Origin of the sequence: Stenotrophomonas sp. TWI602, assembly GCF_039674045.1 — a bacterium.
Taxonomy (GTDB): domain Bacteria; phylum Pseudomonadota; class Gammaproteobacteria; order Xanthomonadales; family Xanthomonadaceae; genus Stenotrophomonas.
On sequence record NZ_JBDJMT010000003.1, the window covers coordinates 121,793 to 147,501 of the forward strand.

The 25,709-nt window shown below is 65.4% G+C and carries 29 protein-coding genes; 4 read left to right on the forward strand and 25 right to left on the reverse strand.

Annotation, left to right across the window (positions count from 1 at the left end):
* Positions 1 to 140: 140 nt before the first annotated feature.
* Together ABE483_RS04990 and hisS are read right to left on the reverse strand one after the other, a co-directional pair.
* The gene (locus ABE483_RS04990; RefSeq protein WP_314404750.1) at positions 141 to 434 is read right to left on the reverse strand and encodes a hypothetical protein; all 294 of its coding nucleotides are present in this window, start codon (positions 432 to 434) and stop codon (positions 141 to 143) included.
* Positions 431 to 1,828 carry a histidine--tRNA ligase gene (hisS, locus tag ABE483_RS04995; RefSeq protein WP_346481219.1) on the reverse strand — a complete coding sequence of 466 codons (1,398 nt, stop codon included), beginning with the start codon at positions 1,826 to 1,828 and terminating at the stop codon, positions 431 to 433. The genes ABE483_RS04990 and hisS overlap by 4 nt, the downstream gene beginning before the upstream one ends.
* 141 nt (positions 1,829 to 1,969) lie before the next feature.
* On the opposite strand from hisS, the gene ABE483_RS05000 reads away from it, so the two are divergent.
* Positions 1,970 to 2,731 carry a helix-turn-helix domain-containing protein gene (locus tag ABE483_RS05000; RefSeq protein WP_019183011.1) on the forward strand — a complete coding sequence of 254 codons (762 nt, stop codon included), beginning with the start codon at positions 1,970 to 1,972 and terminating at the stop codon, positions 2,729 to 2,731.
* Positions 2,732 to 2,738: 7 nt separating this feature from the next.
* Here the strand turns inward: ABE483_RS05000 and thrC are convergent, their stop codons facing one another.
* From thrC to ABE483_RS05030, 6 genes are all read right to left on the reverse strand, one after another.
* Positions 2,739 to 4,031, reverse strand: coding sequence for a threonine synthase (gene thrC / locus ABE483_RS05005; RefSeq protein WP_346481220.1), 1,293 nt, complete (start codon positions 4,029 to 4,031; stop codon positions 2,739 to 2,741).
* Between the two features lie 31 nt (positions 4,032 to 4,062).
* The gene (locus ABE483_RS05010; RefSeq protein WP_346481221.1) at positions 4,063 to 4,995 is read right to left on the reverse strand and encodes a homoserine kinase; all 933 of its coding nucleotides are present in this window, start codon (positions 4,993 to 4,995) and stop codon (positions 4,063 to 4,065) included.
* Positions 4,992 to 7,514: a bifunctional aspartate kinase/homoserine dehydrogenase I gene (gene thrA, locus ABE483_RS05015; RefSeq protein ID WP_346481222.1), complete on the reverse strand. Its 2,523-nt coding sequence runs from the start codon at positions 7,512 to 7,514 to the stop codon at positions 4,992 to 4,994. The genes ABE483_RS05010 and thrA overlap by 4 nt, the downstream gene beginning before the upstream one ends.
* An 89-nt stretch (positions 7,515 to 7,603) precedes the next feature.
* Positions 7,604 to 7,732, reverse strand: a complete 129-nt coding sequence (locus ABE483_RS05020; protein ID WP_313211819.1) for a hypothetical protein — start codon at positions 7,730 to 7,732, stop codon at positions 7,604 to 7,606.
* A gap of 129 nt (positions 7,733 to 7,861) precedes the next feature.
* Positions 7,862 to 8,809, reverse strand: a complete 948-nt coding sequence (locus tag ABE483_RS05025; protein ID WP_313211821.1) for a DMT family transporter — start codon at positions 8,807 to 8,809, stop codon at positions 7,862 to 7,864.
* A 67-nt stretch (positions 8,810 to 8,876) separates the two neighbouring features.
* On the reverse strand, positions 8,877 to 9,566 hold the full coding sequence (locus ABE483_RS05030; protein ID WP_346481223.1) for an AraC family transcriptional regulator: 690 nt from the start codon (positions 9,564 to 9,566) through the stop codon (positions 8,877 to 8,879).
* A 103-nt stretch (positions 9,567 to 9,669) separates the two neighbouring features.
* Here ABE483_RS05030 and ABE483_RS05035 point away from each other — a divergent pair, with 103 nt between their 5' ends.
* Positions 9,670 to 10,158 carry a GNAT family N-acetyltransferase gene (locus ABE483_RS05035; RefSeq protein ID WP_313211825.1) on the forward strand — a complete coding sequence of 163 codons (489 nt, stop codon included), beginning with the start codon at positions 9,670 to 9,672 and terminating at the stop codon, positions 10,156 to 10,158.
* Between the two features lie 54 nt (positions 10,159 to 10,212).
* Here the strand turns inward: ABE483_RS05035 and ABE483_RS05040 are convergent, their stop codons facing one another.
* From ABE483_RS05040 to ABE483_RS05085, 10 genes are all read right to left on the reverse strand, one after another.
* Entirely contained in the window at positions 10,213 to 10,500 is a 288-nt protein-coding gene (locus tag ABE483_RS05040) for a hypothetical protein (protein WP_046272599.1), read from the reverse strand.
* 201 nt (positions 10,501 to 10,701) lie between these two features.
* Positions 10,702 to 11,151, reverse strand: coding sequence for a PA2169 family four-helix-bundle protein (locus ABE483_RS05045; protein ID WP_019183020.1), 450 nt, complete (start codon positions 11,149 to 11,151; stop codon positions 10,702 to 10,704).
* A gap of 169 nt (positions 11,152 to 11,320) precedes the next feature.
* Complete coding sequence (locus tag ABE483_RS05050) at positions 11,321 to 11,590, reverse strand: PQ-loop domain-containing transporter (protein ID WP_346481224.1); 270 nt, start codon at positions 11,588 to 11,590, stop codon at positions 11,321 to 11,323.
* Entirely contained in the window at positions 11,590 to 12,303 is a 714-nt protein-coding gene (locus ABE483_RS05055) for a glycosyltransferase (protein ID WP_346465134.1), read from the reverse strand. The genes ABE483_RS05050 and ABE483_RS05055 overlap by 1 nt, the downstream gene beginning before the upstream one ends.
* On the reverse strand, positions 12,300 to 12,896 hold the full coding sequence (locus ABE483_RS05060) for a class I SAM-dependent methyltransferase (protein ID WP_346465232.1): 597 nt from the start codon (positions 12,894 to 12,896) through the stop codon (positions 12,300 to 12,302). The genes ABE483_RS05055 and ABE483_RS05060 overlap by 4 nt, the downstream gene beginning before the upstream one ends.
* Positions 12,884 to 13,642, reverse strand: coding sequence for a PIG-L family deacetylase (locus ABE483_RS05065; RefSeq protein ID WP_313218144.1), 759 nt, complete (start codon positions 13,640 to 13,642; stop codon positions 12,884 to 12,886). Before ABE483_RS05065 ends, ABE483_RS05060 begins: the two co-directional genes overlap by 13 nt.
* A complete protein-coding gene (locus tag ABE483_RS05070; RefSeq protein WP_346481225.1) occupies positions 13,630 to 14,622 on the reverse strand; it encodes an acyl-CoA dehydrogenase in 993 nt (330 codons plus the stop codon). Before ABE483_RS05070 ends, ABE483_RS05065 begins: the two co-directional genes overlap by 13 nt.
* A gap of 1 nt (position 14,623) precedes the next feature.
* Complete coding sequence (locus ABE483_RS05075; protein ID WP_346481226.1) at positions 14,624 to 15,787, reverse strand: zinc-dependent alcohol dehydrogenase; 1,164 nt, start codon at positions 15,785 to 15,787, stop codon at positions 14,624 to 14,626.
* A 192-nt stretch (positions 15,788 to 15,979) separates the two neighbouring features.
* Entirely contained in the window at positions 15,980 to 16,219 is a 240-nt protein-coding gene (locus ABE483_RS05080) for a hypothetical protein (RefSeq protein ID WP_313218140.1), read from the reverse strand.
* A 92-nt stretch (positions 16,220 to 16,311) separates the two neighbouring features.
* Complete coding sequence (locus ABE483_RS05085) at positions 16,312 to 16,800, reverse strand: YetF domain-containing protein (protein WP_313218138.1); 489 nt, start codon at positions 16,798 to 16,800, stop codon at positions 16,312 to 16,314.
* Positions 16,801 to 16,956: 156 nt separating this feature from the next.
* Between ABE483_RS05085 and ABE483_RS05090 the strand changes: the two genes are divergently transcribed.
* Both ABE483_RS05090 and ABE483_RS05095 read left to right on the forward strand, forming a co-directional pair.
* Complete coding sequence (locus ABE483_RS05090; RefSeq protein ID WP_346481335.1) at positions 16,957 to 17,328, forward strand: hypothetical protein; 372 nt, start codon at positions 16,957 to 16,959, stop codon at positions 17,326 to 17,328.
* 189 nt (positions 17,329 to 17,517) lie between these two features.
* Positions 17,518 to 18,027: a hypothetical protein gene (locus ABE483_RS05095; RefSeq protein WP_346481227.1), complete on the forward strand. Its 510-nt coding sequence runs from the start codon at positions 17,518 to 17,520 to the stop codon at positions 18,025 to 18,027.
* 411 nt (positions 18,028 to 18,438) lie between these two features.
* On the opposite strand, the gene ABE483_RS05100 is transcribed toward ABE483_RS05095, so the two are convergent.
* The 7 genes from ABE483_RS05100 to ABE483_RS05130 all read right to left on the reverse strand — a co-directional run bounded on the left by ABE483_RS05100 (position 18,439) and on the right by ABE483_RS05130 (position 25,705).
* A complete protein-coding gene (locus ABE483_RS05100; RefSeq protein ID WP_346481228.1) occupies positions 18,439 to 19,053 on the reverse strand; it encodes a hypothetical protein in 615 nt (204 codons plus the stop codon).
* Positions 19,054 to 19,241: 188 nt separating this feature from the next.
* Positions 19,242 to 19,454: a hypothetical protein gene (locus tag ABE483_RS05105; protein WP_346481229.1), complete on the reverse strand. Its 213-nt coding sequence runs from the start codon at positions 19,452 to 19,454 to the stop codon at positions 19,242 to 19,244.
* A gap of 108 nt (positions 19,455 to 19,562) precedes the next feature.
* On the reverse strand, positions 19,563 to 20,420 hold the full coding sequence (locus tag ABE483_RS05110; protein WP_346481230.1) for a hypothetical protein: 858 nt from the start codon (positions 20,418 to 20,420) through the stop codon (positions 19,563 to 19,565).
* Positions 20,421 to 20,610: 190 nt separating this feature from the next.
* Positions 20,611 to 20,949 (reverse strand): hypothetical protein, encoded by a 339-nt coding sequence (locus ABE483_RS05115; RefSeq protein WP_346481231.1) that lies wholly within the window; start codon positions 20,947 to 20,949, stop codon positions 20,611 to 20,613.
* A gap of 1,077 nt (positions 20,950 to 22,026) precedes the next feature.
* Positions 22,027 to 22,881 (reverse strand): hypothetical protein, encoded by an 855-nt coding sequence (locus tag ABE483_RS05120; protein ID WP_346481232.1) that lies wholly within the window; start codon positions 22,879 to 22,881, stop codon positions 22,027 to 22,029.
* A gap of 347 nt (positions 22,882 to 23,228) precedes the next feature.
* The gene (locus ABE483_RS05125) at positions 23,229 to 24,056 is read right to left on the reverse strand and encodes a hypothetical protein (protein ID WP_346481233.1); all 828 of its coding nucleotides are present in this window, start codon (positions 24,054 to 24,056) and stop codon (positions 23,229 to 23,231) included.
* 14 nt (positions 24,057 to 24,070) lie between these two features.
* Positions 24,071 to 25,705: a hypothetical protein gene (locus tag ABE483_RS05130; RefSeq protein ID WP_346481234.1), complete on the reverse strand. Its 1,635-nt coding sequence runs from the start codon at positions 25,703 to 25,705 to the stop codon at positions 24,071 to 24,073.
* Positions 25,706 to 25,709 lie beyond the last annotated feature (4 nt).

The window sequence follows — 25,709 nt, forward strand, 5'->3', positions numbered from 1 at the left end:
GGTTGGTTCAGGGGCGGGAACGAAAAACGCCCGCGGAGCGGGCGTTTGTTTTGGGTATCGGGCGTTCATCGGCGTACCGACCAACGGTCGGTACCTACCGGCACGGTACGCTCATCGGCTTACCGACCAACGGTCGGTACCTACCGGCACGTTACCTCGGCGCGGAGGGCGCCGCTGCGCAGGCACTCGCCGAACAGGCTGCCCTGGCGGCTCGGGATGGACTGGACGGCCTGCAGCTCCCCTGCCCCGTCCGGGCACTTTTTCCCGGCCAATCCGCGCAGGTCACGCTGCAGCTGCTCCCGGTCGATCACGTGGCAGCGGTCGACCGTCAGCCGGTACTGGCCCGGACCGATCCGCTGGCCATGCAGCGCAGGATCGGTCCGGCACGCGGTCAGCAGGAGCAGCAGCGTTGCCGCCACCCCCAGCCGCCTCACGGCATGACCTTGGCCTGCTCCAGTTCCACCTGCAGGGTGCTGGCCAGTTCCTCGCGCGAGACCTCGAACTGCTGCTCGCGCAGCAGATCCTTGACCGCGACCACGCCCCGCGCCAGCTCGTCGTCACCGGCCAGCACGACGAAACGAATGCCGGCCTTGGCCGCGTACTGGAACTGCTTGCCGATCTTCTTCGGCTCCATCTGCACTTCGGCGTTGATGCCACCGGCGCGCAGGCGGCGGGCGATTTCCAGCGACTGCGGCAGGCTGGCGTCGTCCATCAGCGCCACCAACGCGTGCACGCTGCTGTCTTCAATCCCGGCGATCAGGCCGGCTTCGCGCAGCTGCCAGAACAGACGGGTCAGGCCGATGGAAATGCCCACGCCCGGCAGCCTGGACTTGCTGTAGTGGCTGGCCAGGTCTTCGTAACGGCCACCGGAGCAGATCGAGCCGATCTGCGGGTGGTCGGTCAGCGTGGTTTCGTACACGGTGCCGGTGTAGTAATCCAGGCCGCGCGCGATGGAGAAGTTCAGGCAGTACGCGGTTTCCGGCACGCCCAGCGCCTTGACCAGCTCCAGCACTTCGCGCAGTTCGGCCACGCCCACCTTCAGCGTCTCGCTGGCAGCCGGATCGGCCAGCAGCGCGTCCAGCTGGGCCAACGCGTCGGCGTGGCTGCTGGAGCGGACCGCCACGAAGGCCAGGATCCGCTCGACCTGCTCGGCCGGGATCTCAAAGCCTTCGCCCACCAGCGTCTCGCGCACGTAGTCGGGGCCGCGCTTGTCCAGCTTGTCCACTTCGCGCAGCACCGCCAGCTGGCGCTCGCCATCAGCCACGCCCAGGCTTTCAAAGAAGCCGCGCAGCAGCTTGCGGTTGTTGAGCTGGATACTAAAGGCGCCGATGCTGAGCTCGGCGAAGACCGCATGGATCACCGCCAGGAGTTCGGCGTCATAGCGGATGCTCAGCGCGTCCTTGCCGATCACATCGATGTCGCACTGGTAGAACTCGCGGAAGCGACCGCGCTGGGCACGCTCGCCGCGGTACACGCGCTGCATCTGGTAACGACGGAATGGGAAGGTCAGGTCGTGCTCGTGCTCGGCCACGTAGCGGGCCAGCGGCACGGTCAGGTCGAAGCGCAGGGCCAGCTCGGGCAGCGTTTTGTCGCCGGCTTCGGCCGCGTTTGCCAATGCGCCGGTGGACTGCACGAAATACACCTGGCGCTCGGTTTCACCGCCGGACTTGGTCAACAGCACATCGGACAGCTCGAACACCGGGGTTTCCACCGGCAGGAACCCGAACCGCTCGTAGTTGCGGCGGATGACGTCCAGCATGCGCTGGAACGCGATCTGCTCGCGCGGCAGCAATTCCATGATGCCGGGCGGCGTACGGGGCTTGATCACTTGCGGGACTCCTGCGGAAACGGGGGGATGAGCGAGCGGCATATTCTAGCCGCAGCCAGCGCAACGAGCCGCATCCGGGCATCGGGACCGGGCCAATGGCGGCATGACGTATCATAGGCAGGTCCCGCTTGCTGACCTGACATGACCCGGCCCCACTCCGGTACCGCGCTTTCCGCTGTTGAAGACCCCGCCGCCCCCGGTTGCTCGCCGCTGCGGGACTGCCTGCATTGCTCGGTACGGCACCTGGCGGTCTGCTCGGCGCTGTCGCCGGATGAAGTGCAGGCGCTGGAGCGGGTCACCGTGTCCCAGGCACTGCCGCTGGGGTCCACCCTGGCCCGTGCGGGTGAGCCGCGCCAACATGTCTATACGATTACCGCCGGTGCGCTGCGCCTGGTCCGCACGCTGGCCGATGGCCGCCGCCAGATCAGCGGCTTCGTACTGCCCGGCGACTTCCTGGGCTTGAGCGGCAGCGATCACCACCGCTATGACATCGAGGCCATCGCCGACAGCCGGGTCTGCCGCGTGGCCCTGCCGCAGATGAAGGACCTGCGCTCGCGCTTCCCGCACCTGGAGCGCAAGCTGCTGCAACGCGCCTGCCAGGAGCTGGATGCCGCGCAGGATGCCGCCATGGCGCTGGGCCGGCTGCAGCCGGCCGAGAAGGTCGCCGATTTCCTGCTGCGCCTGGCCGCGCGCGAAGCGCTGCTCGGTGAGCCGGGCCTGCGCGTGACCCTGCCGATGGGCCGCGGCGACATCGCCGACCATCTCGGCCTGACCATGGAAACCGTCAGCCGCACCTTCACCAAGCTGCGCCAGCAGGGCCTGATCGCCCTGCCCCATCTGAACACCGTCGAGATCCTGGACGAAGCCGGCCTGCAGAAGCTGTCGGCCGACGAGTCGTACTGACCCCGCCTCACCCGCGTAACAGCACCTCACGCAGCGCCCCATACTCCGGTGCGCACGCTTCGGCCTGCGCGGGCCGCTCCAGCAGCGCGGCCAAGGCCGGCGGCACGTCCAGCACCTGCCCGATCAACGGCTCCACCACCGATTCGAACTTGGCCGGGTGCGCAGTCGCCGCCACCGCCCAATGCCCCTGTGCGCCCGCGGCCCGCAGGTGCTCCAGGCGCGCCACCGCCGTCGCCGTATGCGGGCAGAACACCTCGCCATGCAGGTCATGGCGCCGCTTGATCACTTCGCGGATCGCCGCATCATCCACGGCCTCGGCCGTGAACGCGCCCCGCAGTGCCACGTCATCGTCGTTGTAGAGCCAGCGCAGCCGCTCGAAATTGCTGGGCGCCCCCACGTCCATCGCGTTGGCAATCGTCGCCACGCTGGTTTGTGCCTGGTAGGCCTCGCCATGGAAATAGCGCGGCAACACCTCATTGGCATTGGTCGCCAGCGCGATCTGCCCCAGCGGCAGGCCCATCGCCCGCGCCAGGATAGCCGCCATCGCATTGCCCAGGTTGCCGGTCGGAATCACCAGATTGAGCACGTGGCCGGTCTGCGCTTGATGCACCAGGGCCGCATTGGCGTAATAGCTCATCTGCGGCAGCCAGCGACCCAGGCTGATGCTGTTGGCCGAGCTCAACGGCACTGCGTGCTGCAGCTCGCGATCGCCCAGCGCCTGTTTCACCATCGCCTGGCAATCGTCGAACGACCCGGCGACGCGCAGTGTGTGGATGTTGTCGCCGAAGCACCCCAGCTGATGCGCCTGGCGCGGCGAGACGCGGCCATCCGGGTACAGCACCACGACGCGGATCCCCGGCTGCCGATGAAAGGCCGCGGCAACGGCCGCCCCGGTATCGCCCGAGGTCGCCACCACGATCGTCAACGGTCGCTCACGGCCCTGCTGCAGGCGGGCAAGACACGCCGCGAGAAAGCGCGCACCGAAATCCTTGAATGCCGCCGTCGGGCCATGGAACAACTCCAGCACATGATCATCGGCGGTCGCCAGGGGGCGCAGTGGGGCATCGAAATCGAAGGCCTGCTCGCACAGTTCGGGCAGTGCTCTCTCCAGGGCATCGTCATGGAAATACGGGGCCAGTACCGCCGCGGCGGTCTGTGCGAAGGAACCCTGCGCTGACCAGCTCTGCAGTTGCGGGCGGTGTTCGGGAACGTACAGACCACCATCCGGGGCAAGGCCGGCGGCGAGCGCCTGGCTGAGCGAGGCGGCGGGCGCGGCGTGACGCGTGGAAACGAACTTCATCGGATATCCCAAAGTAGAAAGAGTGGACGTGTCACAGCACGCGCGCGGCGGGCGCATTCAAGGGTGACACCCAGCCTTGGCTGTCGAAGCCCGCGTCCGCGAACGCCTGCTGGACTGCCGCCTGCGCGGCAAGCGCGGCATCGCGCTGCTCGAACCAGGCAAACACGCTCGGCCCCGCACCGGAGATGCTGGCGCCCATCGCCCCGGCATTCAACGCAGCATCGCGGGCCGCCGCAAACCCGGCGATCAGACCGGCCCGACGCGGCTCGACCAGCACGTCACGCAGGCCGGCACGGACCAGTGCGGCATCGGAGGTGAAGCAGCCACTGAGCACCAGCGCCAGATTCGCGCTCTGCGCGACGAACTCGCCCAACGCGTAATGCCCCTGCAGCGCGGCGCGCGCGCGGCGCGTCTCCAGCACCGCGTCCGGATGCACCAGCAGGCTGTGCCACGCCGCCGGAACCGGCACCGGTACCAGCCGGTCCGCCGTGCTCAGTACCAGCCCGCCCAGCAGCATCGGCCCGAGGTTGTCGCCATGGCGGCCACCACTGGCCACCGCCTCGCCGGTCAGCGCGAACGGATACAGCGCCTCGCGCGACAACGGCTGCGGCAACAGCGCATTGGCCGCGACCAGCGCGGCCACACACGACGCGGCCGAACCGCCCATGCCCGAGCCCAGCGCGATGCCCTTGTCGATCTCCACCTCGAAGCCGAACGGCAGATCCAGCGCGGCACGCAGCGCAATCAACGCCGCACCGGCGGTGTTGTCCTCGGCCACCCGTGGCAGATCCACCGTGGTGCCGCGGATCGCGTGGATGCGAACCCCGGGCTCGTCGATCCGCCGCACTGTCACAGTATCGCCAACGCCCTCGATGGCGTGCCCAAGGATGTCGAACCCGACCCCCACGTTGCCGACCGAGGCCGGCGCAAACGCGCGTGCTTCCGTCCTCCTGCCCTCACTCACAGACGTGCTCCTTCGCCCACCGCCACGCGCAGCACATCGGCGAACACGCCGGCGGCGGTCACCTCCGGCCCGGCGCCCGGGCCCTGCACCACCAGCGGATTGTCGCAGTAGCGGCGCGTGGTGAACTGCACCACGTTGTCGGTCAGGCGCAGGTTCGCGAACGCATGCCCGGCCGGCAGCGCGACCAGGCCGACCTCAGCCCCGTCCGGCGTCAGGCGCGCCACATAGCGCAGCACCGCGCCGTCCGCTTTGGCGACTGCCAGGCGTTCGGCGAACACCGCATCGATCTGCGGCAGGCCCGCCATGAAGTCGTCCACGCTGGCCTGGCGCAGTGCTTCGGGCACCAGGCTTTCCACGCGCACCTGCGCCAGGCTGAGCTCACGGCCCGCTTCACGCGCCAGGATCACCAGCTTGCGCGCGACATCCACGCCGGAAAGATCATCGCGCGGGTCCGGCTCGGTATAGCCCATGCCACGCGCCTGGCTGACCAGCGCGGAGAACGGCACCTGGCCGTCGTATTTGTTGAACAGCCACGCCAGCGTGCCGGAGAAAATACCGTCGATCGCCAGCACCTCATCGCCGGTGTCGACCAGGTCGCGCAGCGTGGTGATCACCGGCAGGCCCGCACCGACCGTGGCTTCGTAGCGGAAGCGCGCGCCACTGCCAGCCGCTGCCTCGCGGATCGCGTGATAGCGCTCCAGCGGGCCGGCACCGGCCTGTTTGTTCGGGGTGACCACGTGGATGCCTGCGGCCAGCCAGCCGGCATAGCGGTCGGCCACGTCGGCGCTGCCGCTGCAATCGATGATCAGGGCGTGCGGCAGATGGGCGGAGAGCAGGTGTTCGGTGAATGCGTCCAGATCGCTCGGCTGCGCCGGGCCGGACAGCGCCGCGCGCCAGTCACCTTTCAGGCCGCGCTCGTCCAGGACCATGCGGCTGCGCGAGGCGACCGCACGCAGGCGCAGATCCACATTGGCGCGGCCGAGCAGCTGTACCTGGGCCGCCTGCAGCTGGTCCAGCAGCGCCGCACCCACATTGCCCGGGCCGATCACACCGACCGAGAACGTCTGCGGCGACAGCCAGAACCCGGCATGCGCCGCGCGCAGCGCCTTGGTCGCATGGCGGCTGTCCACCGCCACCGAGATATTGCGCTCCGAGGAGCCCTGCGCGATCGCCAGGATGTTCACCTGCGCGCGACCCAGCGACTCGAACAGGCGCGCGGCCACGCCGGGCTGGCCGGCCATGCCATCGCCCACGGCGGCCAGCACACTCACGTTGTCGGTCAACTGCACGCGCTGCACCTGGCCCAGGCTCAGCTCATGGGCAAAGGCCTGCAGCAGCGATTCGCGCGCCCGCACCGCCTCGGCCTGCTTCACCACGCAGCAGATCGAGTGCTCGGAGGAGCCCTGCGAGATCATCACCACCGACACATGCGCATTGCGCAGCGCCGCGAAGACGCGCTCGGCCGTGCCGGGCACACCGATCAGGCCGGTGCCTTCCAGGTTGATCACGGCCAGGTCCGGGCTCAGGGTCAGCCCCTTGATCGGGCCGGACGCGGTGCGCTCGGCGGTGATGCGCGTGCCTGGATGATCCGGGTGGAAGGTGTTGCGGATGATGATCGGCAGGCCACGCTCGATCGCCGGCGACATCGTCTGCGGGTGCACCACTTTGGCGCCGAAGTAGGCCAGCTCGCAGGCTTCGTCGTAGCTCAGCGCTTCGAGCTGGACCGCCTCGGGCACCACCCGCGGGTCGGCCGAGAGCACGCCGTCCACATCGGTCCAGATGTGCAGCTCGTCGGCGTTGAACAAGGCGGCGAAGATCGCCCCGGAGTAATCGCTGCCGTTGCGGCCCAGCGTGGTGATGCGGTCCTGGCGGTCGCGGGCGACGAAGCCGGTGGCCACGACGCGCGATTGCGGGTGCTGCAGGCGCCACTGGGCCAGGCGCTCGGCGCTGCGCGCCCAGTCCACGTCCACGCCCAGTTCACCGCGTTCGATCACCAGCACATCGCGCGCATCCAGCACCGCGCAGTCTTCGCCCAGCGTCTGCAGGTACGTCCCGAGCAGTTGCGCCGAATACACCTCGCCCATGCCCTGCACGCGGTCCAGCACTTCGGTGGGCAGGCCGCCGATCACCGCCAGCGCACCCAGCACCTCGGCCAACTGATCGAAGCGCTGGTCCAGCCACTCCACCGTCGCCCCGGCGTGCTCGCCGAGCAAGGCAACGGCGGCACCGCGATGACGTGCCCGTAAGGCGTGCCACTGTTCGCGCCAGGCCGAGCCGTCTTCCGCGGCCAACGTGGCCACCCCGATCAGTGCATCGGTAACGCCCTTCATCGCCGAGACCACGGTGACCTGCATCGTCTCCTCACGCGCCAGCAGCAGCTGCGCCACATGACGATAGCGCTCGGCATCGGCCACCGAGGTGCCGCCGAACTTGTGGACCACGGTGGTCACCCCGGCCCGCGCGGCGACGGAGACGGCGGGCTGGGCGGAAGGTAGAGCGGAAGCGGCGACAGAAGACATGCTGACCTCGATGGGAGGCCCCGCGTCACATCAGGCTTGAGAGTATCCCCCGCCACCTGATCTGGGTGCGGGGCCGTGGTTTTCGGAAATTACGCGAAGACGACGGGCCGCACCGGGCGAGTGGTGGCGGTGGTAATGATGGTGGTACCGGTCGACACGGCCTGGCCGCCCGCGGAGGCGGGAACGAGCAGGTAGGCGTGGGCGGCGGTGATGACCATGGATCAAGAAAACTACGCCGCCGCCCTGCTTGTCAAGTGCTGCGCCGCAAAAGATCCCGGCACGTAAATCGCGGCGATCGTCGGCCAACAAGTTGCGATTGTGACCATCCAGGCGGGGCAAGGCCTGCCCTACCCCACATGCTCCGCCACCGCCGCAGGGGGCCGATGCGCGTGCGCGCACATCAGCACGCCCGACACCAGGCAGACGATGGCCACCGTTTCCATCAGCGTCGGCCAGCGTTGCTGCCAGGCAAAGCCATACAGCAGGGCGAACAGGGTTTCGAAGACGATCATCTGCCCGGTGAGGGTCAGTGGCAGGTTGCGGCTGGCGCGGTTCCAGCAGGCATTGCCGAGCACCGAGGCGACCACCGCCACGCCCGCGCTGATCAGCCAGAAGTTCAGCCACTCGCCCGGCGGATGCACCGTCGCGCTGGTCAAAAACGCACTGGGCACCAGCACGAGCGCGAGCCCGCCGGTGGTGATGCCGGTCAGCAGCGACCAGTCATGCCCGGACAGATCCGGCCGGCGCGCCAGCCAGCGGCTGTTGCCGATGGAGTACACCGCCCAGGACAGCAACGCGCCGACCGCGCACAGCAGCCCGAGCAACCGGCGCCCGGCCGAGCCCTGCGCATGTTCGGCCATCAAGGCTTCATAGCCCACCAGCGCCACGCCAAGCAGGCACAGCAGCAGCGCCGGGGCCAGGCGACGCAGTGGCACCGCGCCTTCCTCGCGTACGCCGGCCAGGGTCACCACCACCGGGATCAATCCCACGATCAGCGAGGCGGCCGCACCACCGGCCCATTGCACGGCATTGGCCAGCAGCAGGAAGTAGACCAGGTTGCCGGCCAGGCTCAGCCACAACAGACCCCGCCACTCGGCCCAGGCCAGCCGCTCCTTGAGCTGCCGCCAGCGCGGCGCAAGCAGAACGACGGCAATCAGGCCGTAGACCAGATAACGGCCGGCGGAGAGCTGTACCGCGTTGAAGCTGTGCAGCATCGCCGGGGCCAGGAACACCACGCCCCACAGCGCGCCGGCGGCAATGCCGTTGGCGATGCCCACTCCCATCGATCGTTTCATTGCGGCTCACGCGGTATGCATTGGCTGCGCAGTGTAGAAGCCGCGCACCGCGACGTCTTGACCGAGGCTACTGCCGCCGGAAGGCCTGCGGGGTCAGCCCGGTTTCCCGGCGCAGGGCTCGGGTCAGCGCACTGTGCTCGGAATAGCCGGCATCCAGCGCGATCGTGGCGATGCTGTCGCTGCTGGTGAGCAGCCGGTGCTTGGCCCAGCGCAACCGGCAGGCACTCAGCCACGCCTGGGGAGGCAACCCGAATTCCTGGACGAAGGCCGCATGCAGGCGGCTGCCGCTGATGCCGACCAGCGCGGCCATGCGGGCCACGTTCCAGTCCGCGCCGGGGTTGGCCGAGAGCCGGGTACACAGGGCATGCAGGCGTGCCGCGCTGCCAGCGGGCGCGTACTGCTGCAGCAGGGTCGCGAGCAGACCCTCACTGCCGTGTGCGGGCGCACCGGCCAGGCGCTGGCGCACTCCCTTCGGCAGTGCCAGCCAACGCTGCCGGCGCAGGTGCTCCAGGGTGTGGTCATCGATCACCCCCGCCGGGCAATCGACGATCACCATCAGATGATCGCCATCGCCGGTCTGGGCATGTCCCTCGCCGGGCGCCACGAAGGCCCCCTGCAGCACATCCAGGCGGCCGCCAAACGCATCGACCTCGACCTCCAGATCGCCGCGCAGCGGCAGCACCCATTGCGCAAAGTCATGCCGGTCCACATCGGTGGACGTTCCGTAACACCGCAGGTGGCAGGCGCTGGCGTGCATGGGGATAGTCTGCGCGCTGGGTGAAGGCCGCTGCAAGCGGCGGCGAAACGCCCGCGCATCCGCGTACCATGGCAGCCGACCCGTCCAACATGGAGCGTTCACCGTGGCCTGCACCATCGTTCCTCTCAGTGACCGCCCCGACCTGCTGCCGATCCTGGCCGAGTGGTATTTCCAGGAATGGGGACGCCACGTGCCGGACCTGACCCTGCTCGATCAGCAGCAGCGGCTGGAAGTGTTCCTGCAGGACGACGAGTTGCCCCTGCTGCTGATCGCACTGGATGACGCGGTGCCGGTCGCCGCAGCGCAGCTCAAGTTCCATGAGCGGACCGAGCGCCCCGAACGATTGCATTGGCTGGGCGGCGTCTATGTCCATCCGGCGCACCGCGGGCGCGGCCTGGCCGAGAAAGTCATCGAAGAACTGCTGGTGCGCGGTCGCGCGCTTGGCGTACGCGATCTCTACCTGCAGACCGAAGCCGATGATGGGGGCCTGTATCGCCGGCTGGGCTGGGCACCGCTGGAATCACTGCAGCATGCCGCGGGCATGCCGGTCCGGATCATGGTCCGCAGCGTCGCCGCCGACCGCGTCGACTGAACGCGCGGTTGCGGCACCTTGGTTCAAGAATGAATGCGACGCCAGTGAACGGCGTCAGCGGAAGCGCACCGGCTGCGGTGCCGGGCGGTCGGCCAGCGAGCCGAGCGTGAACGTGTAGCCGGCCTCTTCCAGCAGCTTGCGCATGCGCAGCTCCGCGCGCTTGGGATAGGCCAGCGAGGTCGGTGCGTGCAGGGCGTAGGAGGTCGATTTCCCGGGCAGCGTTTCGCGGGTCACCGAGGACTGATTGGTCTCGCACGCGTTGGCCCACAGGTCCATCAGCACCTTCGGGCCGATGGATTGATTGTTGCTGAGACGAAGCGTCAGCCAACGCATGTGTTCCATGACAAATCCAAGCGGCTCTTTGTCCCGAGTATGCACCAATTCCCCCACTACCGTTCGGGGCCGTCCGGTGCGCTGGCAGCCACCCGGCAGTGTCGGACAAAAACGAACAGCCCCGGCAGGGCCGGGGCTGTTCGGGTACCGCTTCAGGGCGCGGACTACTGGCGACCGTGGGGAATCGCCAGCGCACCGCCTGTCTGAAACTCAGTGCTTCATGGCGTGCTTGCGGTCGCGCATGACAGCATGGCATTCCTGCACCTGCGGCAGCAGACGCTGGACTTCCTGGCGCGCGGCCGGCGAGGTGTCGGCGTCGGTCAGCGTGTCCTTGAACGCCTTCAGCAGGCGATCTTCGGATTCTTCCAGCTCGGCCACGTAGCCGTACTGCTTGTCGCCCAGGGTGGCGCGCACCTTGCCGTAGAACTGCTGCATGGAACCGACGAAGGTGCCATGGTCGGCCGGCTTGCCGCCCGCGGCGACAACGGTGGCGCTCAGCGAGCGGACGATCTCATTCTTGACACCGGCGATACGGGTGAAGAGCGCCGCCAACTCGGCATCTTCGACCTTGCCTGCGGCCTCGGTGTAGAACTCCTGGCCATCGCGGGCGATTTCGATCAGGTCGTTCAAGTTATGCGCGGTCTTCGATTCGGTATTCACTGCGATGTACTCCTGTTGGTCCGGTTTGGCCCGTGTGTTGTTGTCGGGGTGAGTCGACTTTTCCGCATCGGCCATGAAGTCGGCGTGACACTGAAATGCGAGTGTTCAGCGAGCTCAACGCACTGCGCGACAGATGTGCACGGCGCGTCGTCGAGGCGCGAAATGCGTGTTACTTCCCTGCCCGTCTGCGCTTGATCCAGGCCAGACATTGCCCGGCAATCGCCGTGAGCAGAATCAGCGAATTGGTCACCACGAAAACGATCGAGCCGGTCGCCGCGCTGTACGCAATGAACAACACCGAGGCCGTGATCTGGCCAACGAACAACCACGTCGATACCGCCTGTGCATCCTCGGCCGTCCAGTGCTTCCATATCTGCCGCCACAGCGTGGCGATCAGCACGGCGGTCGCCGCCCAGCCGAGCAGATCAATGGGCGCCATCAGCGCGCCAGCAGTGACAGCGGGGCCACGTCGCCCGCCACCTCATCTGCCACCAAGCCAACGCGCTGTTCCAGGCGGCGCAGGAAGTCACTGAAACCGTGCGGTGCACGCGCGTGCCGGCGTGCGCTGGTCATCACCCGTGGGCTGGCCAGCCGCGCCACCTGCATGCCGGCCCCGTGCATGGCCTGGATCAGCGCGACGTCCTCACCGGTGGCCAGCGGCGCAAAGCCGCCGGACTGCCGATACGCCACTGCGCTGAAACCCATGTTCGCGCCGTGCACGTGCGGGTGCCCATCCACCGCATGCTCGCCCTGCAGGAACTGCTCGCGCACGGCCTGCGGGTAGTCCAACCAGTCACCCACCGCCACCACGCCACAGAAGGCATTCGCACCACACTGCAGCTGGCGCGCAAGCCAGTCCGGCGGCACCACGCTGTCCGCGTCGGTGCAGCCGATCCAGCGGGCCCCCAGCGCCAACGCGCGCTCACTCGCCGCCGCCCGTGCGACACCGACACACCCGGCGTCCACGCTGACCACTTCCACGCCCATGCGCTGGCAGATCCATTCCGTGGCATCACGGCACCGATCCAGCGCCACCACGATCACCACCGGCTCGTTGCGCAGGGCCGGATGCAGCGCCGCCACCTGCAGCGACTGCAGGCAGGCCGCGATCATTTGCTCTTCGTTGTGCGCGGGAACGGTCACGGCAATCATCGCAGGCCCTCGCGTTCGGCCACCGAGGTGGTCTCGGCCGACCAGCCTTCCAGCAGCATGTCCTCGTCGCGATACGAGAACAGGCGTGGCAGGCTGTCATCAAACTGCGCGTGCACGAACGCGGCGCTGCAGCGCGCCTGCTCGAACGGCACGCGCCAATGGCATGCGATCACCACGCCCTGCGGCGTGAGCGATTGAACCACCTGCGCCGCCAGCTGACGCATGTCGTCTTGTGAGAGGTAGTAACCCATTTCACCCACCACGATCAGGTCGAACCTGCCTGCTGGCCAGTCGTGTGGATGACGGGCCTGCTCGACGGAAACGTGCGCGTGGCGCCGGGTCATCGCGCGCGCCGCGGCGACAGCGCCTTCGCTCAGGTCGGTGGCGAGCAGGTGATCGCAGCGCTCGGCCAGGGCCGCGGTCAGCACGCCGTTGGAGCACCCCAGCTCCCAGCCACGGCCAAAGCGCTCGCGCGGCAGGCTGGCCAAGGTGAGCGCGCGCTTGCGCTGCTCGTACCAGCGGGTCCGGTACTGGAAGGGGTCCTCCTTCTCATACAACGCGTTGAAGTAGGCGACATCACTCATCCGATCAATACCTCGTAGTTCCGTTCAAACCGCTGCAGCACAGCGGCAGGCAGGATGGGCTCGCACTCGAGCCCCGCCACTGCGCCGGTCTGGGTCACGAACTGCTGGATCGCATCGCGCTTGCGGTCCAGCAGGTCGTCCTCCAACGCATATCGCGTCGCCGGCGCCCAGGCGGACGGTGCCGCCTGCGGGTCCAGCCAATGCCAGCCCCACACCGGGTATTCCTTCAACGCGGCGCCGCGCGCGGTGCAGGCCTGCACGCAGGCACGCGCGACCGCTTCATGGTCCGGGTGCCCATCGAAGCGCCACGGCGCCAGCACCAGATCGTCCGGCTGCAGCAAAGCCGCCAGCTGCTCGCCCATCCATGCTTCGCTGGCCGTCACGGCGCCATCGCCGATGTGCCAGGCAATCCGCGCTGCGCTCGCCAAGCCCAGGCAACGCAGCGCATCGTCCAGCTCAGCGGCACGGGCCACGCGCAGCCGCTCGGGCGACCACGCAGGCTGATCGGGATAGCAGGCTTCGCCGTCCGTCACCGAGACCACCGTGACCGCCAGCCCTGTCTGGTGCGCAAGCGACATCAGTCCGCCGCAGGCGAGCACTTCATCGTCCGGGTGCGGCGACACCACCACCAGCCGACGCGCATCGCCGAACAGCGCCGCAGGGGACGCAAGCGGCAGCGACTGCAACCACGGCGATGCTGCCCACTGCGCCTCGGTCACGCCGCCGCCTTCGATCTGACGGTTCACAGCGTCCACGTACGCCCCTCGCGATGCATCAGGTTGCCAAGATGCTGCCAGTCGCGGTCGGCATGGCTCTGGCGGATGAAGACGGTCAGGTCAGCCCAGCGCCGGGCGTGCGCCGGGTCCATGCACATCAGGCCCGGCCCAAGCGCCCTGCCGACCCGATCCAGCGTCACGGAGGCGGCGCGCTCCACCGCACTGCGCGCTCGCACGATCTCACGCTGATGGGGTTGGTCGGGCTGTGCATCGATCAGCGCGGCCAGCTCGCGCAGCAGTGAAGCGCATGGCGACAGCGCCAGATCGATCTCACCCAGCAGGCCGGCCGCCGTGCCCGGTTCGTCGGCGCGCGCGCTGTGCAGCAATGGCTCGGCCAACGCGCTCGCCCCGCCGAACCAGCACGCCGCGATGCCTGCGCCACCATGCCAGAACCCCGGACGCTGCAGATAGGCATCCGCCGCGCCGATCTCGACGGCGGGCACCTGGTCGAAACAGGCGGTCCCACTCGGCACCCGCCCCATGCCCGTGGCCTGCCACGACTGCGGCAGGAAACGCACGTTGGCCCGGCGCACCGGCACCAGGAACAGCCGCGAGCGCCCGTCATCGCGCACCGTCACCAGGGCATGGTCCACCCAGCCGGCACCGGAGCACCACGGCTTGTCACCGGACAGCGTGCCGCTGGCGCGATCAAAGCGCAGGGTCGCCGCCGGCCCTTCGGCCGCCCATACCGCGCCCAGCCGATCGTGGTCCGGCATCGCGGCGCCCAGTTCTTCCAGGATCGCCTGCGCGTCGTAATGTGCTTCCAGCACCTTGGCCAGGCAGAGATCCCGCGCGGCGATATGCGCCAGCGCCTGCCAGCGCAGCAGCGTGTCCCCGCTGCCAGGGCGCGGCAAGGAGGGTTGATGCTCGATCCAGGCGCGGGCCTGCGCCTGCAGGTCGTCGCCATCGGTCACCGGCTGCGGTGCCGCCGGCGGTACAAGAGAAGCCACGGCATTCATGTCAGGGCGTCAGGATCACCTTGCGGCAATCCTCCTCTTTGCGGTCGAAGATCTCGTAGCCACGCACCGCGTCTTCCAGCGACAGCCGGTGGGTCACGATCACGCCCGGATCCAGCCGGCCTTCGCCGATATGGTCGAGCAGCTCTGGCATCAGCTTCTGCACATGGGTCTGCCCCATCTTGAAGGTGAGGCCCTTGTCGAACGCATCGCCGAGCAGGAAGCCGTGAATGAAGCCGGCATACACGCCCGGGATGCTCACCGTGCCACCCCGACGGGTCGCAGCGATGCACTGGCGGATCGCCACGCCGCTGCTGCCTTCCACCTTGAGCGTCGTCAGCGCCGATTCCAGCGCACTGCCCTCGGCCTCGAAGCCGACCGCTTCGATCGTGGCATCCACGCCGCGGCCGTCGGTCTGGGTGATGATGTATTCCGCCGGATCCTCCACCTGGGTGAAATCGATCGGGGTCACGCCGTAGGTCTGCTGCGCGAAGGCCAGGCGATACGGCAGGTGGTCGACCATGAAAATCGTCTCCGCCCCCAGCAGGCGGCAGCACGCCGCACTCATCAGCCCGACCGGGCCGGCACCGAAGATCGCTACCGTGGAACCCGGCTTCACGCCTGCGTTGATCGCGGCCTGGTAGCCCGTCGGCAGGATGTCGGAGAGGAACAGCACCTGCTCATCGGACAGCGCATCCGGAATACGCAACGGCCCGACATTGGCCTTCGGTACGCGCACGAACTCCGCCTGCCCGCCGGATACACCGCCATAGAGATGGCTGTAGCCGAACAGCGCTGCCGGCGGGCGGATGCCCTTCTGGTTCACCGCGGCGCCCTTGCCGGTGTTGGTGGTCTCGCAGGCCGCGAACTCGGCGAGCCGGCAATGGAAGCACTCACCACACGCAATCACGAACGGAATCACCACGCGGTCGCCCGGGCGCAGATCCATCACCCCCGCGCCCACCTCCTCCACCACGCCCATGAACTCGTGGCCGAGCACGTCGCCGGTATGCAGATCCGGGATCTTGCCGCGATACAGATGCAGGTCCGAGCCGCAGATCGCCGTGGCGGTCACGCGCAGGAGGATGTCATCCGGGGCGGCCAGCGCGGGATCGGGCACGGTATCGACCCGTACATCCTTGCTGCCGTGGTAAGTCAGTGCGCGCATAGCAGACTCCGTTATCCAAGTACCTCTGTGGTACGTGGTACGGCGTGGCAGCGTCGTGACCGCACCGTGTGCGGCGTGTCTATCCGGGTGAGCGCGCCGCCCAGCAGAGGCTGGCGCGCATGGCGCTGCGCAGCGCATGAGGACTGAATCATTCATTCTGCGGGCGCGGCGAGCGCCGCATGCGTCGGTCGCTTACTCCACCGAGGGCGCCGAAGGCGTCTCCGGGTCCGGCGGCAGTTCCTGCGGCGGCGATGCGGGTGCGGGGTCGCCCTCCGGTGGGATTTCCTGCGGCGGCTCCTGCGCAGGCGGATCGCCACGGCCCGGCTCTTCCACCGGCGGCGCGGGCGGCACGGGTTCCGGGGTCGGGTCCGGCACCTGGGCGATCACATCATCGAATGGGGCCATCGTTTCACTGTCCAGTGTCATGTACATCGCGTGTGTTCCTGTTGTGGGACTGCGCCCGACGCTACGCGGCGCACCGTCAACATCCAGCGAGGGCGAGCGTGACCGACGAGCGCTCCCGCTCAGTCATCGCCGTCGGCGCGGCGCTTGTTCACCGTGATCTCGCCGGAGGTTTCAAGCACTGCCAGGTCGACCTGCCCGAAACCTTCACAGCCGTTGGCGCGCATCGCCACTTCCAGATCCGCCGGGCTGACATTGCAGCGTTTCACCTGCTCCCAGTAGATCGTGCCGTGCCGCGCCAGCACCACCGGCACGCCTTCCACGATCTCGTTGAGGCGCTTGCTGCGCGCCCCCAGAAAGCCGACGAACCAGTTCAGGCCGATCAGCGTCGCGGCCAGGATGAGCCCGCCGGGCAGCGAGGTGTCCTCACCGATCAGCGAGTTCTGCACGGCCGTGCCCAGCAGCACGATCACGAGGATGTCGAACGGGGTGGACTGCCCCATCGAACGCTTGCCGCTCATGCGGGTCAGCAGCAGGACCACCACATACACCGCAACCGCGCGGACCACGAACTCCCACCATTCCATTCCCAGCTCGAACATCTCATGCATCGCGGCAGCCTCCGTGTGGCGAGGTCTGGACGATAGGAACTCCCGGGTGAAGCCGATGGGAGCACCCGCCCTTCACGGCACCCCCGCTCCTTCGTAACAGCGGCAGGGCTAGCGTCGAGGCATCACCGCCCTACCCGTTCGCGCAGGAGACACACCATGCAGCACGACAAAACCCCGCCCGCCTCCACCGAAGACGCTCACGCCGCGCACAACTGCCCGCCGGCGGAAGGCACGGTCGACAAGCAGCGCACCTCGGAGAACCATGACGAAGCGCTGGAAGAGACGTTCCCGGCCAGTGACCCGATTTCTCCGTTCGTTGCGGCCAAGCCGCCGAAGGATGACAAGGACGAGAAAGATCCGGATGCAGCGCGGCTGAAGACGGAGAACGAGGGCTACAACCAGCGCGGCCACGGCAAGGGTGGCAAGGCCGGTGAAGGGGAACCGGATGGCGTCCGCGAGGATGACGGCATCACCCAGCCGAACTTTGGGCAGGGTGGTACGTCTGGCAAGCAGACGTTTGATCGCTGACCGAACGAGGACCTGTCATGACTACTGCACCGCGAGCGCCCGCTACGAAAGAAGACGACCAGCAGAAGAGCCACACGCCGGACAAGCTGAGGAACGATGACGCCCGGTGGAAGGACAAGGACATGCCGGAGGCCGAGCATGGGGCTACGCCTGAGGATTATGAGCGGCCGGGGAAGGTGTAAATGCACCATGGGCTCAGCTACCATTCGCGCCATATTTCAGGGAGGAATGGCGATGAAGAGGTGCGGGCTATTGATTGCGATGATGCTGACGATTAGCGGTTGCGGCCCATCGGACCAGGAAAAGCAGATCGCCAAGGTGGAAGCCAGGCTCAAAGAGCATCTGAAGGACCCTGACTCCGCCAAGATCGTGGTCACCGAGATCTTTCCCATGTTCGACGGCGAAGTGGCGTGTGGCACGGTGAACTCCAAAAACAGTTTCGGCGGTTACACCGGTGAGATGAGCTTCATCCTTCCCATGTCCGAGACCGGCACGATGTGGAACCCAAGCATTGCGGACAGCGAGCTGCTCTCCTCATTGCTTCCCGATAGCTGCGCCTTCATCAAGGCGTATGCCCAGCGGCCAGGCATGGTTGGGGTACCCGCCGGACTGGAGCAGTTGAGGGCTTTCTCGAAGGAATACCTACCGTTCGCGGAGAAAAGTGCCAACGAGGCCCTGCAAAGGCAGCGCCGGGAATGATTATCGGGATCAGGGGGGCGTGTACCCGTGACCGGGCGCTCTCTCGTCCCCGCTTGCTCGCCTGAGGGGGCCAGGGATCCGGTAGCTCCGCAGGGGCCACGAGCTGGGGCGCGGTGACGCCACGAATGTCATTGGTGACCCCGGCCCGATTCGAACGGGCGACCTTCCCCTTAGGAGGGGGGCGACCCGGCTATATGCAGCAGTCCTCTTGCTGCCATCTGTGCCAAAGCTGTGCCGATTTCCTGCAATTTGCACCGGATTTGGAGCCCTAGCGGAACGCCAGCCACAGCAAGGGCGTGATGCCAATTTTTGTTCCGCAAACTACTGGCAATCACAGCCGTAAAAGCGTTGTGCTGCAACGGTCAGACGCAGAATGCGGAACGTTCGGCAATTGTCCAGGCCGATCAAGAACTAGTCGGCAAACAGGATGGCCCTCGCCTCGGCGGCGGCGCGCTGCAGCCCCTGAACGTCCACCGCGGTTGCCGCGAGGACTTGCTCATCAGATGAGTTTGGTATCCCCAAATCCCTCCTGACGGCCGCCAACAGGAGGCCGTTGGCACTCTGCAATTCAACCTGCTGAGCGATAGTCCAGTCGCCGAACTCCATCCATTCTTTCGCGCTGGCTTGTTCGTCGAGGGCGGAGCGCTTTGCCATAGCGATGAGAAAAAGGCGACCGGCGTGACCTACAAGATCCCTACCGCGAGTGACCACCTCCAAGCTGGCCACACTGCCGGCCGATGCCAAGGTATTTACCGCTTCGCTGAACCGGTCCGACACCTCTGAAATATTGGAACCAGGTCGCGCAAGGCCCGTAATTGACCGGCCAACATCGGACGCGGCGGATAAACTGGTGAAAAGCTTGTCCCGCTTGGACTGCAGCGCGCGATCGATGGCTCGCTCTTCCCGATCGTGCCGAAGCTGCCGCGACGCAATCCAAGCGCCGAACATGACCGTGAGCAACCCGCTCACTATCGCTGCGCCAGCGCCGATCAGCGCACCCATTACCCCATCCGAAATGCCGTTCATGCTCGCTCCTTGGCCGGTTTCGCGAATCGTATCACCGCCTCGGCTGGCTATTCCGATGCAGAGCACTACCATGTCAAGGTCGCGGAAGATCAACAAAAACAACGACTAAGCCGATCACCCGCGATCATTGGTGGCCTACGGAAATCAATGACTTACCAGTAGCCTGGGGTCAGTTTAGGGTCAGTCCATCAGGCGGCCTGGTCGTCGTCCCAGGGCTGGAGCCGGTTGGCGATGCCGTCGAACCTCGAGGCCTCCGCGCGGAGGCGGTCAGCGCCACGCCGGCGAGTCGCCCTCGCCCGCCAGTCGCCGCTGTGATTCCTGTCCAGGTCGTCGGCCTGCTGCCATAGCGAAGCCGCCCGCGCGCGCGCCCAGCGCGCCTTGCCGATGCTCTTCTGATCCATGGAGCCACTGTCGCCGCCGGCGGTCGCACGCGCCGATACGGAGGCAACCGCAGCTGACTAATGTGCGGCATGAGAGCTTCGAACGTGCAGCAACCAAACAATGTTTGATCAGTCGTCGTCGTACACAATCTCGTGAAGCCTCACAACACGGTAGATCCGAGGCTTGCCTTTTGGGCTTTTCTCCACGTTGACGTCTACAACGAATCCTGTGTGAAGAGGGTTATGTGTCTTGTCATCCAGCACATGCCGGACCCGGCTGCGATCCGTTTCCGGGATGATGTAGACGTTTAGTGGCTCTGGGGATATGTGGGCGATCACGGCTTTGTCGCCGGTCTTCCCGAGCGCCTTAGGATCCTCGATATTCGTCTGATAGAAATACATCAAGACCTTTTCGAAGTCCGCCTTTTCGCGGTGTTCCAGTGCGGCCAACGCACGCGTAGCACCTTGTGCTGCTTGTCGACACTCTTCGTCCGTAAAAGTCGCCTCCAGTAGCACTCGATCCTGGCCAGACGACGCTTCATACTTGATTGTCGCGAGCCCAAGCTCTGACCCCCTGCCCTTTCCTACCAACTGGACCACGTCGCGAACATGTTGAAGATGGCGCTTGGAACGAGTTACATCCTTAGCTAAGACACTGTCTCGATTTGCGAGCTCCTTCAGCCATCGGATGGACTTTGCCATGTTCTGCACGAAATCATGAACCGTGTTGACATCCGACAGCACGGGCATGAGGCTGCCAAGCATAGGGAGAGCCGGCGCGAGCTCAGCGAGAATACAGTTGGTCTCGATCCGCGTAACGTAGAGCTTCACGTTCGACGTGTTTTCTTTTGACTCTTGCTTCAAAAGACGCCGCTTGAGAAATGCTTGATATTCGAACCCTAGCCCCTGAAAGGCCAAGGTCATCTCCACCAGCTCGACCGGCTCGTGGACATTGAAATGAATGCGCATGCGCGGAGCGCGGTCCAAGGTACTCTCCATTGCCTCCATTCCCCCTGCTTTAGCCATCGTGGCCGAGGAGGAAGTGTATAGGCTCGCGGGGGGCTTATAAAATGGCACTTCGGGGGGACATCTAGAAGCGCAGCGACCAGACCTTTCGATAGATGGTGGACCTAGCGTGTCGCATGAGCCGATACGCAGGCAACGCCGGCTGACTGGCCTACAGCTTCGGGTTGGGGATCGCGTCCAGCCGTCTCTGCTGCTGGATCTCGGTGCGGGAGAGCTTGCGGGCCGGCTCGTCGTTGGCCACCAGCCGTGCCACAGCCTCCCTCAGAGGCACGCCCTCCAGTACCCGGGCCGCACACCAGCGCTCTGCGTAGCGCTTTCCCTGACGGACGCTGGCCGCCCGCACCTCTTTGTCCTGCCAGAGCTTCCTGCAGGACAGGACGACGCGGATGCCATAGGCACTCGGCTGCACGCTGGCGATCTGACGGTTTCGCCACCACAGCCCCCAGTGGTCACCGTGCTGCACCCAGCCTTGAGGCGTAGGGGCGGTCATGAAGCCAGTGGAGTTACAAGGCGGGAGCATGGGCGCAGGATACGGACCGGGGTCTCAGATTCCGCGACGGGCCGTCGGGGCGACGCAAAGGGCCCAGCGGTGGGCGAGCCAGACCCCTCAACGCCCGACCGGGTCGAACACGACGGCACAGAACCGTTCAAACGTGGCCAACTGGTACGCTCCCACAAAAACTCACGGAGCAAGCCATGGATCATCAAGAAGGACGGTCAGCGGCCGACCGGCTGGGGACAGCTCGAAAGCCAAGTCGCGGCGCTCATGGGCCATGTCAAAGCCCTTGAGTACGGCCTTCGGCTCGTCATTGCCACTCATCCGGAACCTGATGTAGTCCTCAATGCGATGGACCGCATATCAAGCGATGCCCTGGCCCCACCCTCGCCCACCGGAGATGCGGCAACCCCCATGTACTACGCCGCCCTGCGGCAAGGCCTGGGAATAGTCAGAGAGCAAATCACGGAGTCCCTGCGGTCACGCCCATGACGAGCGACTGTCGCTTCCACCAACCTCTCAGCGACACTCTCTTGACGTAGACCTACCGTCGGCCCGGATAGGGTGACGCCAATCGCAACAACGCCGCGTCCAACCGTGACCATGTCTAACACAGGACTTTTTTACCTTCACGAAGTCGTCGGATCGCGTGAAGAAGACCAGTTCAGCTGCATCACTTCCATCCAAGCGACATGTCTGGAGTGCTACCGCGCTCTCCACGCCACAAAGCTTCCAGAGTTAGAAGTGATCAACGGTGGTGCGATCCTCTACTGTCCGGGTTGTGGAACTAGACAGGCGATTAGCAACGCGCGTTTCGACGTCTTTTTGAGAGGCGCAGTCCGTGAATCTGATGCGCCTGCGGAAGGGCACGGCCGAATCGGATGATGCGCTGGCGTTGTAGCTGGGCAGCGCGACGCAGCGGGCAGATATCTATCGCGTCGGCCGGGCGATGAACTTGCCGAGCAATTGCCGCGACGGCCCGTTGAAGCCCCGATTCAATCCAGCCATCGCCAAACTAAAGGTGGCCAATCGTCTCCGATGGCCACCCATTTGAAGCCTATTGCTATCAGCCTACATCTGCTGAGCGCACTCCAAAGTGCCTTCGGTTGATCGCCATTGGCAGACGATAATCAGATTGTCATTGCCACCGCTGATCCCGTTAAAGCGCGCACCGATGTCCATCAGCGCACCGAGGAAGTCATCGACACTGGTCCCGCCATTGAACGTCCACGTACCAGCGTACTCTTGCGTGTTCTCGGCGGGCAGCACCTGCCCGTCGGCGAAACGACCGCTTCCAGGGACGTAGCTGTAGTCCCCAAATGCTGACGACTTAACAAAGGTGGACCGACTTCCATCGTCGCCTTTGATCACCACCTTTACTTGAAACGTCGCTTGGTCCCCAAAGAGGTTATTCACCAAGTAGTAGAGGCGCTCCATACCCGCCTTGAATCCGTCACGAACAGAAATCCGGCTGTCAATCCTCGTCTGTATAGCAGCCCGAATGTTGACGTTACTCTGGATGTCGTACGCAGTGATGCTGGGATCAAGCCAAGGAGCCTGGTCTCGAATTTCCTGAATTGGAATCTCGATACTCATGACCATTGGCTGGCCATATATCTGTGCGGCGGCCTGCAACTCCTGCATTGCAGCTTGCTCTGCAGGCGATGCCTCTGCCTCCACCACGTTCATCTCCTCACCAAATTCAATGGGAGACTCACCCCAGCCCGACACTTGATAGTGCCGAAGAATGCCAGCGCTGACGTTGTAAATGGTGTGGGAACCGTCGCCCGAATACATGGCGAGCTCTCGCATTTGGTAAGCGTCACAACCATCACAGGGCAACGTAACGGCTTCAACCGGAGCGGAATAAAGCGCCAACCCCGCCACTACCGCCATAGCACTTACACATGATCTGATCATGCTCATTCGACATCACTCCTTGATCTAAGACAACTCTCGATTGAACTGCTCATGAATGTGAGCCAACCGTTTGTCTCATAGATGTCATGTGCTCGCAAGAACACCTGTCACAAAACTCGAGGCACTCGCTCCTGCGTCATCAATGCGTCGAGCATGCTCATTTTCTTCATTCACCACTACATGCCGGCGTGGTTGAAGGCGAGCCAAGCCCGTGACTTGTTGGCGGCCGATCCTAACGATGCGATGGCGATGCTGCGGACCGGTTAGCCGTGCCGTGAATACCCCTCGGAACAACCGCGAGGATCTGCTTCAGCAGGTTGCCTGAGCAGACTCGTTTAACGAGCCGCACTCCACTACGGTGCCAACGCTGACGGCGGGGTAAAGGTGTCACCGAAGTAGAGCCCGCCAACGGCGGCAATCTCGGCGTTCATTCTGGCCACGTCGCTGGCACGAACCTGGCTGTACGTCCGGCCTGAAACCGTCAGGTCCTCCATATAGCTTCCATACCAGATATAGGAAGGCAGGCGAAGCTGATCAGCCGCGGCAGTATTCAGGGGCGACAAGCGCCCCCAGCGCGCCGCTGCACGGAAACCATCGCCTCCACCGACGTTGGTGATCCCATTGTTGCCCGCCGCTTCATTGATCATCTGCAATCCCAGCGAGTTGCCGGTCATGTAGCCCCCAATGTTGGACCCAAGGGCTCCGGTGTTGGTGATCGCGAGCAGGTGGTCGAACGCGCCACCGGCTGGTTTCACCACCGTGTAGCCGAGCGAGTTGCCGCTGCCAGCGACCTGCTTGGTCAGCCACTGCCACATGGAAACGTAGTAGATGTGGGTGGGGTGGCTGAGGATGTAGTCGATCAGCCAGCTGGGGAACACCAGCGATGCGCCCGCTCCAGACGGCAATGCCGCAGTTTGCGATATCGCGACATGCAGGCCTTTCTTCTGCGTCCGCTCCACATGGGCCGCGACCTCATTCGACACCGACAGCCTCAAACCAATCGAAGAATCGGTGCCGGTGATGTCTTCGGCGAACCCGGCCGCCACGTTATGAGCCGTGGATCCATCGACGATACCGTTAAGGTCAACAGCTCGCGCCAGCAACAGTGAACCTGGAACGACGATAGGGTCGGGTGTGGAAAGGGGTAGAGCCGGGTCGGTAAAGCTGCCCGGAACGATCATAGAAATTCCATTGCTCATAGGACGTAGCCCTTGCTGATGATGTTGGCGGCGTGCAGATGCTGGTCCACCAGAACTCCAGCTGCGTTGCGGTGTGTGTTGTCGCTCATGAGCGACGGAGGCGGGCGATCATCGGCGACAGCGGCAGTGTCGGCTGAAGTAATTTCCGTGATCCAGCCATTGGCCAACGCCATGTCCAAACCCTTCACAATGAACTCGCGGCGGAGGTCGAAGTAACGGGCGCCGTAGATGCTGGAGAGCTGCTGGTTCAGCGAGAGGATCTGAGCGTACTTGGCGTTGCCGGGGCCCTCGGTCTGCATGTTGGTGACCGAAGCGACAACGAACTGCCGCACCCGTGGGGAAAGGTTGTCCACCATTCGGGCAATGCTGTCGAGCAAAGGCGGAATGAAGTCTGCGAGGTATACATCGTTTCGGCCAACACCAATCACAGCGATGTAATCGAGGTACTGCTCATCTTCCACCGCGTGGAAGGTACTGCCGGCCGGGCAGCCGACAGCCTGGCCAGCAGCGGCCCGAGTGAAGGTCCATGTATTGGTCGCAAAGTCGCGCGCCAACGTTCCCCGTACGCCAACGAGATCACCGACCCATGCAGTGTTTACGTAGGGCGTCAGGCCATTGGCGGGGCTGGTCACAGTTACCGAGACCGCTCCAGATGCGGGGATCTGTCCGCCCACCGCACCAAGTACAACATCCTGCGCACCCTGTCGGATAGCAACGTCCCGAGAGGCCCAACCCGATACGCCGCGGTTCGTAACGGGCACGCCGATCAGCCCGGACATGCCCGTCCCCTGCGCAGCGGTCAACGAGTCACCCCACATCACCACTCGGCGCTGTGGGCCCAGCGGCTGCGTCTGACCGGATGGAAGAGAGCGCCCTCGCCTGCGGCCTGATCCATCCGACCACGTCGCATAGTCGGAACTCAGCAACAACGGATCGGTTCCAGTTCCGACCAGGACGCGCAGTCCGGTGCGGACATTGTCCCCGTAGACCTTGCCGGCTTCCTCGGTCAGAAGCCAAACAGGTTCCGACCCAGCAAGACGATCGATGAGCGGCGTGTCCGGGTCGTCCGCCAGAATGGTGCTGATCGGCAGTTCTACCTTCACCGGAGCGAACGTCCCGTCCCACCGCCAGCCACCCACATGGCGATGGTTCGCTCCTTCGAGCTTCCATGCGTACTCCATGTCATACATCACTCGAAGCTGAACTCCATCGGCAACGCGTCGATCAACGACGGCCTTATCGGCCTTCTGCGACAGTACATCTGCGCTGCGGAACGACAGGCCGCCAGCCTGCATCAGGAAGCGGCCGCTATTCGGCACGACTTGGCCCGAGATTGGATCGGTATGCGTTCCAGAGTCCCCGACGATGGCGACCTGTCTGTTCAGCGGAATACCACCACCGCCGGCGGCTGCACTTGCTTCTGCCCAGCTCGGGAACTCGATGGTGCTTCCATCCGCGAGAAACTGCTGAAAATCAGTCTCCACACCTGCCCAGCTCTTGCGGATCTGGCCGCGCCGATCCCGCCAGGTCACCGCCGGCCCATTGATGCCGGCATCAAGGTTCTCGGCGTTGTCGTACAAATCCAGGGGCGAGCTCGAGCCCACCGGATTGCCGGTGTTGTATTTGGTCATCTGG

What these genes read in the sequence shown, in the direction of transcription:
- thrA (WP_346481222.1), bottom strand. Translation starts at nt 7,514, where the DNA reads ATGTCTTCTGTCGCCGCTTCCGCTCTACCTTCCGCCCAGCCCGCCGTC.
- ABE483_RS05080 (WP_313218140.1), bottom strand. Translation starts at nt 16,219, where the DNA reads ATGTACATGACACTGGACAGTGAAACGATGGCCCCATTCGATGATGTG.
- ABE483_RS05070 (WP_346481225.1), bottom strand. Translation starts at nt 14,622, where the DNA reads ATGAATGCCGTGGCTTCTCTTGTACCGCCGGCGGCACCGCAGCCGGTG.
- ABE483_RS05030 (WP_346481223.1), bottom strand. Translation starts at nt 9,566, where the DNA reads ATGCACGCCAGCGCCTGCCACCTGCGGTGTTACGGAACGTCCACCGAT.
- ABE483_RS05050 (WP_346481224.1), bottom strand. Translation starts at nt 11,590, where the DNA reads ATGGCGCCCATTGATCTGCTCGGCTGGGCGGCGACCGCCGTGCTGATC.
- ABE483_RS05105 (WP_346481229.1), bottom strand. Translation starts at nt 19,454, where the DNA reads ATGGATCAGAAGAGCATCGGCAAGGCGCGCTGGGCGCGCGCGCGGGCG.
- ABE483_RS05130 (WP_346481234.1), bottom strand. Translation starts at nt 25,705, where the DNA reads ATGACCAAATACAACACCGGCAATCCGGTGGGCTCGAGCTCGCCCCTG.
- ABE483_RS05095 (WP_346481227.1), top strand. Translation starts at nt 17,518, where the DNA reads ATGGGCTCAGCTACCATTCGCGCCATATTTCAGGGAGGAATGGCGATG.
- ABE483_RS05115 (WP_346481231.1), bottom strand. Translation starts at nt 20,949, where the DNA reads ATGACCGCCCCTACGCCTCAAGGCTGGGTGCAGCACGGTGACCACTGG.
- ABE483_RS05085 (WP_313218138.1), bottom strand. Translation starts at nt 16,800, where the DNA reads ATGCATGAGATGTTCGAGCTGGGAATGGAATGGTGGGAGTTCGTGGTC.
- thrC (WP_346481220.1), bottom strand. Translation starts at nt 4,031, where the DNA reads ATGAAGTTCGTTTCCACGCGTCACGCCGCGCCCGCCGCCTCGCTCAGC.
- ABE483_RS05040 (WP_046272599.1), bottom strand. Translation starts at nt 10,500, where the DNA reads ATGGAACACATGCGTTGGCTGACGCTTCGTCTCAGCAACAATCAATCC.
- ABE483_RS05125 (WP_346481233.1), bottom strand. Translation starts at nt 24,056, where the DNA reads ATGATCGTTCCGGGCAGCTTTACCGACCCGGCTCTACCCCTTTCCACA.
- ABE483_RS05120 (WP_346481232.1), bottom strand. Translation starts at nt 22,881, where the DNA reads ATGAGCATGATCAGATCATGTGTAAGTGCTATGGCGGTAGTGGCGGGG.
- ABE483_RS05090 (WP_346481335.1), top strand. Translation starts at nt 16,957, where the DNA reads ATGCAGCACGACAAAACCCCGCCCGCCTCCACCGAAGACGCTCACGCC.
- ABE483_RS05000 (WP_019183011.1), top strand. Translation starts at nt 1,970, where the DNA reads ATGACCCGGCCCCACTCCGGTACCGCGCTTTCCGCTGTTGAAGACCCC.
- ABE483_RS05025 (WP_313211821.1), bottom strand. Translation starts at nt 8,809, where the DNA reads ATGAAACGATCGATGGGAGTGGGCATCGCCAACGGCATTGCCGCCGGC.
- ABE483_RS05100 (WP_346481228.1), bottom strand. Translation starts at nt 19,053, where the DNA reads ATGAACGGCATTTCGGATGGGGTAATGGGTGCGCTGATCGGCGCTGGC.
- ABE483_RS05055 (WP_346465134.1), bottom strand. Translation starts at nt 12,303, where the DNA reads ATGATTGCCGTGACCGTTCCCGCGCACAACGAAGAGCAAATGATCGCG.
- ABE483_RS05020 (WP_313211819.1), bottom strand. Translation starts at nt 7,732, where the DNA reads ATGGTCATCACCGCCGCCCACGCCTACCTGCTCGTTCCCGCCTCCGCG.
- ABE483_RS05075 (WP_346481226.1), bottom strand. Translation starts at nt 15,787, where the DNA reads ATGCGCGCACTGACTTACCACGGCAGCAAGGATGTACGGGTCGATACC.